The sequence below is a fragment of the unidentified bacterial endosymbiont genome (assembly GCF_918320885.1).
Taxonomy (GTDB): Bacteria; Pseudomonadota; Gammaproteobacteria; order Enterobacterales.
The window spans coordinates 521,197-536,790 of the sequence record NZ_OU907312.1 but is presented as its reverse complement, the minus strand read 5'-3'; the positions used below and the strand labels follow the sequence as shown (position 1 = coordinate 536,790).

The following is a 15,594-nucleotide window of genomic DNA, read 5'->3' as shown; positions in this document are numbered from 1 at the left end:
AATCCTATTCACGGTTTGCTACGCGAGGTGAGTCGCTCTTTTAATGAAAACCATTGGTTTTGTCGGTTGGCGCGGCCTGGTAGGGTCCGTATTACTGCAGCGACTGCAGGAAGAGCAGACGCTGCACCAGTGCCGCCCTGTTTTTTTCTCAACCTCGCAAGCGGGACAACTGGCCCACCCGTTAGGGCCGAGTCAGCACTATAACCTGCAGAATGCTGATGATCTTGAGGCCCTACAAGCACTCGATATCCTCATCACCTGCCAGGGCAGCGACTATACACAACGTCTCTACCATCCACTGCGGCAACGAGGCTGGCAAGGCTACTGGATCGATGCCTCGGCGCAATTGCGCCACCATCCAGAGAGCGTCATCATTTTAGATCCAGTCAATCGACCACTCATTACTCGATCTTTAGAGCAGGGCGTAAAAACCTTTGTCGGCGGCAACTGTACTGTTAGCCTGCTGTTAATGGCACTGGGGGGCCTATTTGCCCAGGGTGTCGTCGAGTGGATCTCGATGGCCACTTACCAAGCCGCTTCAGGGGCTGGGGCGGGTGCCTTGCACGAACTATTGCAGCAGTTGTACCAACTGCATGGGGCGATCGCTCTTAACCCTCAGGATCTCAGCCACTCCCTGCTCGATCTTGAACATCAGTTGACCGCCAAGGCCCGTAGCGGTGAGCTACCGATGAACCATTTGGGGAGCCCACTCGCTCACAATGTGATCCCGTGGATTGATAGTCGCCTCGACAGCGGACAAAGCCGTGAAGAGTGGAAAAGCCAAGCAGAAGCGCACAAAATTCTGGGGACTGACCAGCCCATTCCTATTGATGGTCTCTGTGTTCGGGTCGCCGCCTTACGCTGCCATAGTCAAGCCTTAACCATTAAATTAAAGCAAAACCTGTCACTGCCCACACTGGAGCAGATGATTGCGACGCATAACCCTTGGATCAAGGTGATTGATAATCAGCCAGAAGCCACCCAACAGTGCTTGACCCCGACTGCCGTCGCCGGCAGTTTATCCATCGCCATTGGCCGTCTACACAAACTCACACTAGGCCCTGACTATTTAGCAGCCTTTACCGTAGGCGATCAGCTGCTATGGGGGGCTGCTGAGCCTCTGCGGCGTATGCTAGCGTTGTTACTAGCGGTAGGCTAAAGCACACCGCTTCATCTTGTCTGACATCAACCATCCAACGCAAAAAACTGCAACCCTGTCACGCCCATGACAGACTCCACCCTCGTAGCCTGAAAGTGCTTTAGATTCAATTAAAGTCATTGACAGTTCAATCTATTATTTTTATATTGTAACAATAATGTTTAATTTATGATGATAATCAATCCTAATGACCCTTCAGAGTGTCTCGTTTTTATGGTCGGTCGATAGGCTGAAACTCTCTCCCTAACTAGCTTCACCGAGGAGCTCACATGCCATCTTTAATAGACGCTAATAGGACCACTGCTCATGAAGATGATTTGCCCTTAAAGCTAACGCTTAAAAAAGGCTGGAGATACTTCATGGAGGAGTTTAGACAGCATAAGTTTGATAAACTCAAGGTTATCAGGGGTGAGAATTTAGGCGTACGGGTCGGCAAACAGGGTGCTACCGTGCTCTGTGATGGTGCTTACTTAGTGCTGCATCTTGTTAAATTACCAGTCGCTGTTGCTGTTAAAGGCTATCATGTTGTCACCCATACCCATGCTCCCTGCTATCCCTTGAACTATCTAGAGCAGCGTACCCTCCTGCAACACCTCGCTGATATTGGCGTTTATGGTGTTGCTTTGCCATTTGATTCTGCAAAAGGCCTGGTGTACCTCATTGAAGGAACGGCTAAAAGCTTAGGTTATCTTGGAAAAGAGATTGGCCATCTTTCACAGCAAACCACCCACCACTGCTGTGATCATGAAGCGCAAGTCAGATCCCCAAGGGATGCCATGGTACAAGAGATGGCTGCATTACCCAATTCGCCACAAGCTACTGTGATGCCTTTAAACCCAAACAGCAACCTACCAGCCATTGAACCACACGACAGTAGGAACAGCCACAGCAGTGGGCTGTGCAGAGAATGAAAGTGATGGCGTATTGACAGCAGACTAACCGCAAGGAGCCCTTCATAGACGGTTGCTTTTATCCGGAAACGCGCTAGAATGAGCGGTTTTATAATTCAATCTTGGCACGGTTACTCCAAGTCATCGTGTCCGGTGATCCACTGTTAGTCTCTGGGAGTGATAAAAAATTTATGGTCACAATTCGGTTAGCACGGGGTGGTGCTAAGAAGCGTCCGTTTTATCAGGTGGTCGTTGCGGACAGCCGCTGTCCGCGTGATGGCCGTTTCTTAGAGAATGTTGGCTTTTTTAATCCCATTGCCAGTGGCAAAGCAGAGCGCCTACGGCTTAATCAAGAGCGTGTTCACTACTGGGTCGGTCAGGGCGCTTCCCTCTCTGATCGAGTCGCAAGCTTGCTCAAAGAGAGCCAAAAAGCAGCCTAACACACGCTATTAACACACAGGATGAGTCAACAACCGTTAGTGGTTGGCACCTTTGGGGCCCCTTATGGTGTTCAGGGGTGGTTGAAAGTGCATGCCGCCACTGAGAACCATCGCAGTATCCTGGAATACCAACCCTGGTTAATCCAGAAAAATGGGTGCTGGTCTGAGGTGGGTTTGAGCGCCTGGAAACAGCACGCTGGTCGCCTGGTGGTGAAGTTAACCGGCGTCAATGATCGAAATGCCGCACAGGCCATGGTGCAGCGGCAAATCGCTATCGAGCCTGCACAACTTCCTCTACTGCCCAGCGGAGAGTACTATTGGTCCCAACTGTTAGGCTGTCAGGTCGTCACCGTGGCTGACTACCCCTTAGGCCTTGTGATCCAACTGCTAGAAACTGGTGCCAATGATGTATTGGTGGTGAAAGCAGACGCCAACGAGGCTTATGGGATTACCGAGCGCTTGATCCCCTGGATAGAACCTGCCGTCGTTCAGCAAGTCGATCTTGTTCGCCGTCTGGTGACCGTCGATTGGGATCCGGAGTTTTAACGCCACAGGCGCTGCTGATGACTAGAACCTTATGCTTTGGCGTAGTCACCCTGTTCCCTGAGATGTTTCATGCCATTACTGAGTATGGCGTCACCGGACGGGCATTCCGCAAGGGGCTACTCAGCTTACGTTGCTGGAGTCCACGAGACTTTACCGATGATCGGCATCGTACCGTGGATGATCGCCCCTATGGTGGCGGACCTGGCATGGTCATGAAAGTGGCCCCCTTGCGCGCAGCGATTCAAGCCGCTAAAGTAGCCACGGCAAGCACGACTAAGGTGATTGCCTTGTCGCCTCAAGGCCGCTTGCTGAACCAGGCGGCGATTAGACAACTGGCAACCCATGCTGGTCTGATTCTAGTCTGTGGTCGCTATGAGGGCATTGATGAACGGCTGGTAGAGCAGGAGATTGACGAAGAGTGGTCTGTTGGGGATTATGTGTTGAGTGGCGGAGAGTTACCGGCCATGACGCTGATCGACACCCTAGCGCGCTGTCTGCCGGGGGTTTTGGGTCAACCCAGCTCAGCCCAGCAGGACTCTTTCGCCCAAGGCTTGCTCGACGCGCCACACTACACCCGCCCTCCTGATATTGAGGGAGCTGCAGTTCCGCCGATACTGTTATCGGGGGATCACGCTAACATTGAACGTTGGCGGTTAAAACAGTCGTTAGGTCGTACCTGGCTTAGACGACCTGAACTACTCAAGGACCTAGCTCTGACGGATCAACAACAACGACTACTCGCGGAATTTCAACAAGAGTCTGTCGAACCACACCCTTAACGATCCCTGCTTTCTAGGCCACTAAGGATAAACAATGAGCAAAATTATTGAACAGATAGAGCAAGCGCAGTTAAAAACAGATGTCCCAGAATTTCGGGCCGGGGATAGCCTTGAGGTTAAACTCTGGGTCATCGAGGGCAGTAAAAAGCGGCTACAATCCTTTGAAGGGATTGTCATCGCTAAACGGAATCGTGGCCTGCATTCAGCCTTTACCGTACGGAAGATCTCCAGTGGCGAAGGGGTTGAACGGGTGTTCCAAACACACTCACCGGTTATTCACTCGATTGAAGTTAAACGCCGTGGTGATGTTCGGCGGGCCAAGCTCTACTACCTACGGCAGCGGACCGGCAAAGCGGCGCGTATCAAAGAGCGCTTACAACGTCGACCGAATGCCGCCATCCCTACTGCCGCCACACCCTAGCTTCTCTACTAGGCTTTCCCTACGCTACAGCGCTGGCTGTTGCGTAGAGTCCTCTCTATCACCAGTGCCCCGAGCGGCTAGCTGATCCTGCCCATTTTTTACGGACACTCAGAGGAGCAAGCCCTAACTGCTGTTGCCTGCTGTTTTTAAACTCCATGGATGAAACTAATCATGTGCTATTGCAGCAGTGGTTCCTCAGGTTAATAGGGGTATCAGCACTCTTAGTCTACTCATATTTAAATTATTCTGCTCTATCGGACAAGCACAATACTGATTTTGACGGCTGGTGGCGAAAAGCCGAGGTATTTTCAAGATGTTTCATGACATACCTTGTTTTTCGGCTTTAGGTAGCTGCTGAATACCAGGGTGAAGATCAGCGCCAGCAATAGGGTAGATGGCCCTTCGCAGCCAAGCGGGCGATGAAAGTATCCACCAGACCGATCAAGGCCTCTAGTAAGGCGGAAGTAATCAGCTCTCCCTGGCTCACGGCCGCGATGTGCTGTAAGCCAAGTGGCGCGATCATCAACAGGTCGACCGCCCCGAAGCCGACACTGACCATCCCCATAGCGAACAGGGTCAGTGCAAAGTCGGCGAAATTACGTTTCGTTAAGGTTGTGTGCTTCACATCACCACCACTCAGTTGCTCGATAGATATTCCAGAGGCTCCTGGCGCAGGCTGGACTGCAGCTGATGGTAAGCTGCTTCAAAATGCTCCAGACTGCGGTCCTGCAGTTTCTTGCCCAATTTCAGCCCCACCGCCACTACCGATGGATTGTCCGGTGATAACTGAAACAATGTCAGGCAACTCGATAATGCCCGCTCATGTTTCCCCAGCTGTTCCCATAGCATGGCTGCCGAGAATAAATGATGACCGACGTAGGAGGGAGCCCTCCTTCCGGCTTTTTCATACAATTCGGCGGCTTTGTAAAGATACCCGAATTGCTGGTATGCATCGGCCAATTCGCCGTAGCTGATCGACCAGACCGAATCGAGTATTCTTGCCCAGTTTTTAGGCCAAGAACAATAGACGCTGACATTGGCAGTCAGGGGCAACTCACGACTAGACCCGAATCCTGAAGCAACAACAGGGTCCAACAATGACCGTTAATCCGTTCAAAAACCGGACATTTTAGGTGATCGTTCACATCCCCCCTTGAGGAAACTGGATGGCAGCGGTACAATGGTTCTGTTTTTGAGTGGGCTTGCTCAGCTGATCGCTGATCGGCACCTTGTAGTCCCCTATCGTTCGGAGAATCTCTATGGCTCGAGTCTGCCAAGTCACTGGCAAACGCCCGCTTACCGGCAATAATCGTTCACATGCCATGAATGCTACAAAACGTCGCTTTTTGCCTAATCTACAGACGAAGCGTTTTTGGGTAGACAGCGAAAAACGCTTCGTCTGCCTGCGGATCTCTTGCAATGGAATGCGCACTATTGATAAAAAAGGCATTGAGACAGTGTTAGCTGAGTTACGGGCCCAAGGCCAAAAAATATAACCTGATAGGAGCGCTCTCATGGCTAAAAGTCTCTGTGAAAAAATTAAACTCGTCTCCTCTGCTGACACCGGACATTTCTATACAACCACCAAAAATAAACGTAATGTCCCAGAAAAAATGTCCCTCAAGAAGTATGATCCAGTGGTACGGCAGCGGGTCCTGTATAAAGAAGCAAAAATTAAGTAATCCCCTCTTCCTTTAAAAGCCCCCACTGGGGGCCCTCTTCACTTCTGCTTATTCACTTCTGCTTAGCTTGCCACTGGTCTTGGCTGTAAAACAGTGACCAGCGGCTGTTTTTTGCAGATTTTTCTGCGGCAATATAGTGCTGCTTGGTTTTCCGACTAAATCTAATCACCGTGCGATTACCCTGGGGATCCGTGGTAGGCGCTTTGGTTAAATAGTGCAGTTTCTCTGGTAATCGATCTTTAAAGCGTACCAACTCTTCCACCAATGGTGAGCGCGATTCGCGATCTTTAGGAAAGGTATTCGCTGCTAAAAATAGACCTGCCGCCCCCTGACGCAATACAAAATAGGCCTCTGATTGACTGCATTTGAGCTCAGGTAATGGAATAGGATCCTCTCTAGGGGGTGCCAACTCACCATTGCGTAAAATTTTTCGTGTATTGCCACACTCACTATGACTGCAACCCATATATTTTCCAAAGCGACCCGTCTTCAGGGTCATTTCAGAGCCACATTTCTCGCAACTGACCACCGAACGCCGGCTCTCGGCCACCTCCTCTACCCGATAACCAGAGCAGCGGGGGTTGTCTCCACACACGTAGAGCCGTTGCTTTTGATCCATCCAGTAACTGTCCATGGCGGTTCCACAACTGTGACAACGGTGGCGTGCGCGTAAAGCAGCCGTTTCGGCAGCATCACCCTCTAAAATATTGAGCACCTCTCCCTCAGGGATCAAGTTAATCGTCTGCTTACAGCGATCGGCGGTCGAGGTGCCCGTATAACCAGAACAGCCTAAGAATACCCCAGTACTGGCGGTACGAATCCCCATTTTGCAACCACAGCGTGGGCAATCGATGCTAGTCAACACCATCTGGTTCTGCTGCATCCCCCCCTGATCAACCTCTTTTTCCGCACAGGCTAATTGGGTACAAAAGTCAGTGAAAAAATGGTCGAGCACCGCTTTCCAATCGCTTTTTTTACCCGCAATGTCGTCAAGAGTGGTCTCCATTCGTGCAGTAAAATCGTAACTCATCAACGCTTGGAAATTCTGCAGCAATCGATCGGTGACAATTTCTCCCATTTTTTCAGCATAAAAACGCTTATTATCGCTTCTAACATAGCCGCGTTCTTGAATCGTTGAGATGATGTTTGCGTAGGTAGAAGGCCTACCAATGCCTCGTTTTTCCAACTCTTTGACTAAACTAGCTTCCCCGTAACGCGCCGGCGGCTTGGTAAAATGCTGACTGGGTTCCAGTTGCTGTAGCTGCAGCGGGCTGGGAACCGTTACTAAAGGCAGTAGCTGACGCTCATCCGCTTTGCGAGGCACTGGGAGTACTCGCGTCCAGCCATCAAACTGTAGCACCATGCCCTTGGTCTTTAATAAAAAATCCCCAGAGCGGGCCGTCAGGGTGGTAGATTGATACCGTGCAGGCACCATTTGGCAGGCTACGAATTGCGACCAGATCAAGTGATAGAGTTTACGGGCATCCGCATCCACAACCTTGAGCTGCTCCGCCAGTAGATCGACTGAAGTCGGCCGAATCGCTTCATGGGCCTCTTGAGCGCTGCTTTTACTTTTATAAACATTAGGCTTATCAGGAAGATAGTGTTCGCCAAAGCTGTTTTGGATATAGTGTCGCACTTTCTGCAGGGCATCAGCACTCAAACTAGTTGAATCAGTCCGCATGTAGGTGATGTAGCCCGCTTCATAGAGGCGCTGTGCCGCTACCATGGTTTTCCTCACACTAAAACCAATCCGGGTGCTGGCTGCCTGCTGTAGCGTAGAGGTAATGAACGGCGCCGGAGGCTGACTAGCGGTGGGCTTTACGTCACAGCTGATAAGCTCATAGGGACTCTTTTGCAGTTTGGCAATAGCCGCTTGAACATCCGCTTCGCAGGCGGGTTTAAACGGTTGTGATTGCTGTTGTACTACCTGCATGCGCAACGCTGCTCCCTGCTCTGTCTGCACATCAGCTTGGAGTTCCCAATACTCCTCTGGGAGGAATACTTTAATATCCCGTTCACGCTCAACGACCAAACGCACCGCTACCGATTGCACCCGTCCAGCTGAGAGCCCTCGGGCAATCTTTTTCCACAACAACGGAGAGACCATATAGCCGACGACGCGATCAAGAAAGCGTCGCGCTTGCTGTGCTTGGACCCGGGCTAAATCTAAAGTCCCTGGATTTTTAAACGCTTGTTGAATGGCCTCGCGGGTGATTTCATTAAAGATCACCCGTCGATAGCGCTGTCGATCGCCGCCGATGATCTCCTGTAGATGCCAAGCAATCGCCTCTCCTTCTCGATCGAGATCGGTTGCCAGGTAGATCTCATCCACCTGTTTAGCCAGTGCCTTTAATTCCGCAACAACTTTCTCTTTTCCAGGGACGATTTCATAATGCGCTTGCCAACCTTGATAAGGGTCGACCCCCATTCTATTCACTAAGGCCTGCTGCTGTTTGAGTTGTGCTGTGGTGGCTTTATCAGCAGTGGCGCTGGTTGCTTTTTGACGCTTGGGAACAGTGCTGCCTTTAGACTGCTTCGTTGATCGGCTCGTAGGGAGGTCACGAATATGACCAATACTCGACTTAACAATAAAGTTACTTCCCAAATATTTGTTAATGGTTTTTGCCTTTGCCGGAGATTCAACAATAACAAGTGCCTGACCCATGTTGATAATTACCTAATTTATATTTTGTTTAACAAGGAAGCTATCCATGCCCTATCCTCAATCATCCCGTCTCTTTGGGTGACTGGACAACTCCGATTAATCGATTAACTTAGCAATAAATCGGGCATTATACCATCACTGACCGTTGATTATTGTGATACTGAACCTTGGTTGACTCACCCTAGCAGGTTAACCATGAGGAGCAGTGTCTGACGGATACGCCGATGAACGGTATACTGAACCAGTACCGCTATGGACTGATCTGCTCTTGATTAGTGGGTAGTGGGTCCAACTGACTGATAGCAGGAATTATCAACTCAATCCTCATCAATTTTATCTAAGAGGTATGCTTGGTTTCGGAAGTCTACATGAGCCCGGCATTTTGCCTCATCAGTCAGTTGGACCCAGCACCCTCGATTTGCCATGCATTGCAACGACTAGGGATCACCTATTAAAAAAACACTGCAACCCCCAAAAGCAGACGACGAACAACGCTTGTGCTTTCAAACCAGACTTCAAAAATATCGGGAGGAAGGTTGTGAGATCATTGATGTAGATGAAAGTGGTTTTGCTAAAGATATGCCCAGATGTCGAGGTTACTCAATCCGAGGAAAGCGCTGCTATGGAAAACAAGCGTGGCAAGCCAAGGGGCTCACCCATGTGATTGGTGCTTTATTGAATAATAAATTAATGACCATTTGCACTTTTCAAAGCACTATCGATAGTGAAGTGTTTAATGCCTGGGTAACACAAGACCTGTTACCTAAAACATCCCTTGGGGCGATCATTGTTATGGATAATGCCAGCTTTCACAAAAAAGAAGCGACTCAGACTGCAATAGAGGAGGCAGGTTGCACACTGGAATTTCTGCCAACTTATTCTCCGGATCTTAACCCTATTGAACACAAGTGGGCTCAGGAGAAAGCTATTCGTAGGAAGCTCCGATGCTCCGTTGATGAGATCTTCCAACAGGCTTTTATTTAGAATCAAAATTAAATTATCCAGCTCTATCAGCTATATTCCAACCCAAACGGGATTTCTATACTTGGCTACAGTAATTGACCTTTATGGCCATATGATCATTGGCTGGAGTCTAAGCAGAAGCCTTAAAACGCCGTTAATCATTGATGCTCTGACCATGGCTAGAACTCGACGTTGATCTTGCCACCTTTTTTTAGACACAGAGAAGAGAAACCTTAAGCGACCTGGGATAACCAATTTTTTTCAAAATTTACAGGAGACAGATAGCCTAGCGTTGAGTGCCGTCTCTGTCGGTTATAAAACACTTCTACGTATTCAAAAATGCTCAATTTGGCTTGTTCTCTGCTCTCAAAACGTTCAAAGTGGGTGTGCTCTGTTTTTAAGGTATGGAAAAAACTCTCTGCTACTGCATTGTCATAACAATTGCCCGTACTACTCATGCTAAGCGTTATCTGGTGATGCGCCGATACAGCCTTGAATCCTTTGCTGGTATACTGGCTGCCTCGGTCGGAGTGGTGGATGAGACCTGCAGCAGGCTTCCTCCGTGTTATTGCCTGGCGTAATGCTGCGGCTACTAACTCGGTGGTCATGTGAGCTTGCATATCCATCCCCACGATACTACGAGAGAACAGGTCCAGTACGATAGCAACATACAACCATCCCTCTTGGGTCGGAATATAGGTAATATCTGCTGCCCAGTATTGATCAGGGCGAGTGGCTGTGAACTTCTGCTTGAGTAAATTAGGCGCCACTGCGGCCTTTGGATCGACTATTGTGGTTACCTTAAATCGTTTTTTCATCTTAGCCGCAATATGGGCTGCTTTCATTAGCCGACAAACCCGTTTGCGTGAACAGCGCTCACCTCTAGCTCGTAACTCAGCATGGATACGTGGGCTACCGTAAATTTGGTTGCTTATGGTATAAACCTCTTTAATTTCAGATATTAAACGCTCATCCTCACAATAGCGCTTGGATGGCTCAGCCTTGATAAACTGATAATAGCCACTGCGGGATACACCTAACACGTTGGACATCCTCTCTACGCTGAATTCCCCAGCATGCTTTTGCATAAACTGGTATTTTACTTGCGGGCCACTGAGAAGATGCCCAAGGCTTTTTTTAGGATATCCCTCTCTTCGCGTGCTATCGCCAATTCTTTCCGCAATTGACTGAGCTCAGCATCAGACGCTTTCAGGTATCCTTTGCCCGGGAAAGCCTCTGCACCATCCTTGTTATGCTGATGGACCCACCCTGCCAATGTACTCTTGGGAACTCCCAATTCCTCGCTCAATTGACAGAGCGTTTTACCAGTGCTGTGATACAGCTTTACCGCATTCAGCTTGAATTCCTTATCATAGCTCCTTGATTCCCCTTGATTCATAACTTCACCTCAAAAAGTAACAAAAAATTATACGCTTTGTTCCTCTTCGTTGTGTCCGTTAAAGGGTAGCAAGATCACTGTGTCTAAAAAAAGGTGGCAAGATCACTGCAACGGATGTTGGAAACACGTTTCTGGGAGAACAGGTTCCCGAGATTGTCGAGTCTATTAATAGCAAAGAGCCGCTACGTACTTTAGAGCAGCTGATCTTGCTACCCTTTAACGGACACAACGAAGAGGAACAAAGCGTATAATTTTTTGTTACTTTTTGAGGTGAAGTTATGAATCAAGGGGAATCAAGGAGCTATGATAAGGAATTCAAGCTGAATGCGGTAAAGCTGTATCACAGCACTGGTAAAACGCTCTGTCAATTGAGCGAGGAATTGGGAGTTCCCAAGAGTACATTGGCAGGGTGGGTCCATCAGCATAACAAGGATGGTGCAGAGGCTTTCCCGGGCAAAGGATACCTGAAAGCGTCTGATGCTGAGCTCAGTCAATTGCGGAAAGAATTGGCGATAGCACGCGAAGAGAGGGATATCCTAAAAAAAGCCTTGGGCATCTTCTCAGTGGCCCGCAAGTAAAATACCAGTTTATGCAAAAGCATGCTGGGGAATTCAGCGTAGAGAGGATGTCCAACGTGTTAGGTGTATCCCGCAGTGGCTATTATCAGTTTATCAAGGCTGAGCCATCCAAGCGCTATTGTGAGGATGAGCGTTTAATATCTGAAATTAAAGAGGTTTATACCATAAGCAACCAAATTTACGGTAGCCCACGTATCCATGCTGAGTTACGAGCTAGAGGTGAGCGCTGTTCACGCAAACGGGTTTGTCGGCTAATGAAAGCAGCCCATATTGCGGCTAAGATGAAAAAACGATTTAAGGTAACCACAATAGTCGATCCAAAGGCCGCAGTGGCGCCTAATTTACTCAAGCAGAAGTTCACAGCCACTCGCCCTGATCAATACTGGGCAGCAGATATTACCTATATTCCGACCCAAGAGGGATGGTTGTATGTTGCTATCGTACTGGACCTGTTCTCTCGTAGTATCGTGGGGATGGATATGCAAGCTCACATGACCACCGAGTTAGTAGCCGCAGCATTACGCCAGGCAATAACACGGAGGAAGCCTGCTGCAGGTCTCATCCACCACTCCGACCGAGGCAGCCAGTATACCAGCAAAGGATTCAAGGCTGTATCGGCGCATCACCAGATAACGCTTAGCATGAGTAGTACGGGCAATTGTTATGACAATGCAGTAGCAGAGAGTTTTTTCCATACCTTAAAAACAGAGCACACCCACTTTGAACGTTTTGAGAGCAGAGAACAAGCCAAATTGAGCATTTTTGAATACGTAGAAGTGTTTTATAACCGACAGAGACGGCACTCAACGCTAGGCTATCTGTCTCCTGTAAATTTTGAAAAAAATTGGTTATCCCAGGTCGCTTAAGGTTTCTCTTCTCTGTGTCTAAAAAAAGGTGGCAAGATCAAGCTGCTGACGCGGGGGATAAAGGCAGGCACTGATGCCTATAAATCTGATACTGCACTAGCACAATTCTCCATACTCGCTAGCCACCTGCAGAGTCTATTCTCTAGAAACCAAGTGCCGCAGAGCGTTCCCTATGGGAAAGGACTACTTCGTACACTGCAGGGTGGTTATCTCGATGTAGCGGAGATAAAGTGGCAGTTGCAGGGCAATCCAACCCTAATAGCACAAGCGATGAGTGCTAGCATTGATCGACTGGAATTCGCGGGAGTTCTTAAAGAGTACGCCAAACCGAACAGCCTAACAGGCGGACTCATTCAAGCAGCAGAGGGAGGTTGATGGTGGAACTAATAACTCTAATTTAATTCCACTGTGCAGCACTCTGTCTAAAATGGCATCAGCATGGGTTGATTCCCCTATCATCTGATACCAACTATTGACCGGAAGCTGACTGGTCATCAGCGTTGCACCGTTGTCGTATCTTGCATCTATCAGCTCCAACAGATCTGCACGCTGGGGTTGAATCAGCGGCTCTTGTTCTGGTCCAGAAAAAGTAGACCCATTTCTCTTAACTGAAGTGTCTACTGCTATTAGACCAGAACATCAGAACTGCTGTATGCCGCAAGGCGGTTAGTGTTCACACGTGCTATTGAAAATGACCTGTGGATAACGCTCTTGTACTAATTTTAGATTAACCAAACTGGGTGCAATATAGACTAAGCGATTGCCGCCATCCAATGCTAAACAGTGCTCATAGTGCCGTTTAAAATCGGCAAACTGTTTATCGTGATCGGATTGCAGCCAACGTGCCGTGACAACTTTTACGGGCTCATAGCCAGCTTCAACTTGATATTCTGTCCATAAGCGTGCCACGACCACCTCAAATTGCAGCTGTCCTATGGCCCCAACGATAAATTCATTGTTCGTCAAAGGTCGAAAAATCTGGACTGCCCCCTCCTCCGATAGCTGTAATACCCCTTTTAATAACTGCTTCTGCTTCATGGGATCTTTTAAATGAATCCGCCGAAATAACTCTGGGGAGAAATTGGGAATGCCAATGAATTGAAGAGACTCCCCTTCAGTAAAGGTATCACCAATACGAATCGTCCCGTGGTTATGAAGCCCGATAATATCGCCTGGGTAAGCCTGTTCAACCTGCGTCCGATCCCCCGCCATAAACGTGAGGGCATCCGTCAGGGTGACCGTTTTTCCAAGACGAACTTGCTTAAGCTTCATGCCTTTTTGATAATGACCGGAGACAATCCGTAAAAAAGCAATACGATCGCGATGCTTCGGATCCATATTGGCTTGAATTTTAAAGACGAATCCCGAGAAAGCGGACTCATTGGCTGACACTCGCCTAGTGTGCGTTTGACGCTCTAAAGGCGCTGGCGCCCACTCCGCTAGGTAGTCTAAAAGATGGTTCACCCCAAAGTTACCTAAGGCGGTACCAAAAAATACTGGGGTCAACCTGCCCTGCAAAAAAGCGGAAACCTCGAAGGGGTGAGAAGCACCGCGAACTAACTGCAGCTCTTCGCGTAATTGTGTGGCTAAACTTTCGCCAATGGCTTGATCCAATTCAGGATGATGAAGCCCTTGAATAATCCGTTCTGCTTGGATGGTGTGTCCCTGACCCGTTTGATAGAGATAGATGCGGTCCTGATAGAGGTGGTAAATTCCTTTAAACGACTTGCCACAACCGATTGGCCAGGTGATCGGTGCACAGGCTATTGATAACACACGCTCTACTTCATCCAGTAAGTTCATGGGATCACGAGCATCACGATCCAGCTTATTCATGAAGGTTAAAATCGGGGTAGTTCGTAATCGCGCCACTTCCATCAGCTTGATCGTGCGCGCCTCTACCCCTTTGGCAGCATCAATCACCATTAAGCAGCTGTCCACCGCCGTCAAAGTACGGTAGGTATCTTCTGAAAAATCTTCGTGTCCTGGGGTGTCTAACAAATTAAACAGACACCCTTGATAAGGAAACTGCATCACTGAGGTCGTGATAGAGATCCCGCGCTGCTTTTCCATCTCCATCCAATCCGATTTAGCATACTGATCTGATCCACGCCCCTTAACGGTTCCAGCGGTTTGCAGTGCCTGACCCCATAACAACACTTTTTCAGTCAAGGTAGTTTTTCCAGCATCTGGATGGGAGATAATAGCAAACGTCCGTCGCCGCTTTAATTCAGTTTGTGCCGCCATTTCTGTCATTACCACTCTCTTTTCGCTCCTATGCCTCGAGGCATCCTATCAACAGAGACTAGGGGGGTGTTTACCCGCGACCGCCCCTAAAAAGCCTGATGAGGGAGCTGCTAACCCTATCACCCCTTCTAGCTTAACAGAACCCAACCACGGCCCGAGCCACCATGATACCATGCCTCATCTGGTCAGGCCCGTTCCTCTTGGAGATCCTGTAGCGAGACTAACAGATGATGACGGGTCTCTTTCGGTAAATTAGCAGCGTGACATCCAGCTAAGGCGCCAGCCAATGCCCATAAATAATTTAAGGAGAGCTCCCGGCTACGGGCTTTTATCCGCAAGTAAGCGCGAACTGCACCCACGTCCCGTAATTGCTCAATGCTTTCAATACCTACACGGTGCAGCAGCCGCTCACTCGATAACCCTAGATTGGGTAGATCTTTTAAACGCTGATGCCGAGCCGCCGCCTGACGTTGCTTATCTTGTCGAGCCCCAGCTAAAGCCTGCTGTGCATAAGTCAATAGAAGAACCTGATTATCCCACAGCGTGTTATCAATCGAGTAGTATCGCAATATGACCGGTCTCCCGCGCTTGGTATAAATAAAATGCTCTGTGCTATGCTGTCGATAGAGCGCTTCTAGCGCCTCACCACTGCGAAGATAAAGCTTCTCCTCAGACACCAAGGCAAACATAACCCCTGCTTGATAAAGACCAATGCCTCCAAACATGGTTTTAGCGCTGATTGGACCCAGTGAACAGAAACGTTGACAAATGGTTTTTACCAAAGGTTGGTCAATCGGACTCATATTGATGAACTCCTACTTTGACACTATCGAGAATCGCTGTGAAGACTGATTATTTATCGTCAACTCGCTACAACCAGCTTACTTTTTTTAAAAAAAAAATGCGCTCCTAAAGTAAATTTAAATGCTATTGATTCCAAAATTTAAAGATAATCT

Annotated in this window: 16 protein-coding genes and 2 pseudogenes; 11 read left to right on the top strand and 7 right to left on the bottom strand. The window is 48.7% G+C overall.

The window, feature by feature from the left end:
- Nucleotides 1-43: 43 nt before the first annotated feature.
- From asd to rplS, 6 genes are all read left to right on the top strand, one after another.
- Nucleotides 44-1,159, top strand: a complete 1,116-nt coding sequence (gene asd / locus NL324_RS02765) for an aspartate-semialdehyde dehydrogenase (protein ID WP_253306239.1) — start codon at nt 44-46, stop codon at nt 1,157-1,159.
- Nucleotides 1,160-1,428: 269 nt separating this feature from the next.
- The gene (locus tag NL324_RS02760; protein ID WP_253306238.1) at nt 1,429-2,070 is read left to right on the top strand and encodes a hypothetical protein; all 642 of its coding nucleotides are present in this window, start codon (nt 1,429-1,431) and stop codon (nt 2,068-2,070) included.
- A 170-nt stretch (nt 2,071-2,240) separates the two neighbouring features.
- Nucleotides 2,241-2,489 (top strand): 30S ribosomal protein S16, encoded by a 249-nt coding sequence (rpsP, locus tag NL324_RS02755; protein WP_253307109.1) that lies wholly within the window; start codon nt 2,241-2,243, stop codon nt 2,487-2,489.
- A gap of 21 nt (nt 2,490-2,510) precedes the next feature.
- The gene (gene rimM, locus NL324_RS02750; protein ID WP_253306237.1) at nt 2,511-3,035 is read left to right on the top strand and encodes a ribosome maturation factor RimM; all 525 of its coding nucleotides are present in this window, start codon (nt 2,511-2,513) and stop codon (nt 3,033-3,035) included.
- Between the two features lie 17 nt (nt 3,036-3,052).
- Nucleotides 3,053-3,814: a tRNA (guanosine(37)-N1)-methyltransferase TrmD gene (gene trmD / locus NL324_RS02745; RefSeq protein ID WP_253306236.1), complete on the top strand. Its 762-nt coding sequence runs from the start codon at nt 3,053-3,055 to the stop codon at nt 3,812-3,814.
- 34 nt (nt 3,815-3,848) lie between these two features.
- Nucleotides 3,849-4,235 (top strand): 50S ribosomal protein L19, encoded by a 387-nt coding sequence (gene rplS / locus NL324_RS02740; RefSeq protein ID WP_253306235.1) that lies wholly within the window; start codon nt 3,849-3,851, stop codon nt 4,233-4,235.
- A 373-nt stretch (nt 4,236-4,608) separates the two neighbouring features.
- On the opposite strand, the gene NL324_RS02735 is transcribed toward rplS, so the two are convergent.
- Together NL324_RS02735 and NL324_RS02730 are read right to left on the bottom strand one after the other, a co-directional pair.
- The gene (locus NL324_RS02735) at nt 4,609-4,860 is read right to left on the bottom strand and encodes a hypothetical protein (protein ID WP_253306234.1); all 252 of its coding nucleotides are present in this window, start codon (nt 4,858-4,860) and stop codon (nt 4,609-4,611) included.
- Nucleotides 4,861-4,871: 11 nt separating this feature from the next.
- Nucleotides 4,872-5,333: a tetratricopeptide repeat protein gene (locus tag NL324_RS02730; protein ID WP_253306233.1), complete on the bottom strand. Its 462-nt coding sequence runs from the start codon at nt 5,331-5,333 to the stop codon at nt 4,872-4,874.
- Nucleotides 5,334-5,494: 161 nt separating this feature from the next.
- On the opposite strand from NL324_RS02730, the gene rpmB reads away from it, so the two are divergent.
- Both rpmB and rpmG read left to right on the top strand, forming a co-directional pair.
- Nucleotides 5,495-5,731 (top strand): 50S ribosomal protein L28, encoded by a 237-nt coding sequence (gene rpmB / locus NL324_RS02725; protein WP_253306232.1) that lies wholly within the window; start codon nt 5,495-5,497, stop codon nt 5,729-5,731.
- Nucleotides 5,732-5,749: 18 nt separating this feature from the next.
- Nucleotides 5,750-5,917, top strand: a complete 168-nt coding sequence (gene rpmG / locus NL324_RS02720; protein WP_253306231.1) for a 50S ribosomal protein L33 — start codon at nt 5,750-5,752, stop codon at nt 5,915-5,917.
- Nucleotides 5,918-5,969: 52 nt separating this feature from the next.
- Here the strand turns inward: rpmG and topA are convergent, their stop codons facing one another.
- On the bottom strand, nt 5,970-8,585 hold the full coding sequence (gene topA, locus NL324_RS02715; RefSeq protein ID WP_253306230.1) for a type I DNA topoisomerase: 2,616 nt from the start codon (nt 8,583-8,585) through the stop codon (nt 5,970-5,972).
- Between the two features lie 450 nt (nt 8,586-9,035).
- On the opposite strand from topA, the gene NL324_RS02710 reads away from it, so the two are divergent.
- Complete coding sequence (locus tag NL324_RS02710; RefSeq protein WP_301282772.1) at nt 9,036-9,569, top strand: IS630 family transposase; 534 nt, start codon at nt 9,036-9,038, stop codon at nt 9,567-9,569.
- 212 nt (nt 9,570-9,781) lie between these two features.
- Here NL324_RS02710 and NL324_RS02705 read toward each other — a convergent pair.
- Nucleotides 9,782-10,947, bottom strand: a pseudogene (locus NL324_RS02705) (IS3 family transposase).
- Between the two features lie 278 nt (nt 10,948-11,225).
- Between NL324_RS02705 and NL324_RS02690 the strand changes: the two are divergent.
- Both NL324_RS02690 and NL324_RS02685 read left to right on the top strand, forming a co-directional pair.
- Nucleotides 11,226-12,391, top strand: a pseudogene (locus NL324_RS02690) (IS3 family transposase).
- Nucleotides 12,392-12,544: 153 nt separating this feature from the next.
- Complete coding sequence (locus tag NL324_RS02685) at nt 12,545-12,766, top strand: hypothetical protein (RefSeq protein ID WP_253306228.1); 222 nt, start codon at nt 12,545-12,547, stop codon at nt 12,764-12,766.
- Here the strand turns inward: NL324_RS02685 and NL324_RS02680 are convergent.
- The 3 genes from NL324_RS02680 to NL324_RS02670 form a co-directional block, all read right to left on the bottom strand.
- Nucleotides 12,728-12,952 carry an ATP-binding protein gene (locus NL324_RS02680; protein ID WP_301282771.1) on the bottom strand — a complete coding sequence of 75 codons (225 nt, stop codon included), beginning with the start codon at nt 12,950-12,952 and terminating at the stop codon, nt 12,728-12,730. The genes NL324_RS02685 and NL324_RS02680 overlap by 39 nt on opposite strands.
- Nucleotides 12,953-13,057: 105 nt before the next feature.
- Nucleotides 13,058-14,647, bottom strand: a complete 1,590-nt coding sequence (gene prfC, locus NL324_RS02675; protein ID WP_253307108.1) for a peptide chain release factor 3 — start codon at nt 14,645-14,647, stop codon at nt 13,058-13,060.
- 176 nt (nt 14,648-14,823) lie between these two features.
- On the bottom strand, nt 14,824-15,441 hold the full coding sequence (locus tag NL324_RS02670) for a TfoX/Sxy family DNA transformation protein (RefSeq protein ID WP_253306227.1): 618 nt from the start codon (nt 15,439-15,441) through the stop codon (nt 14,824-14,826).
- Nucleotides 15,442-15,594: the final 153 nt, after the last annotated feature.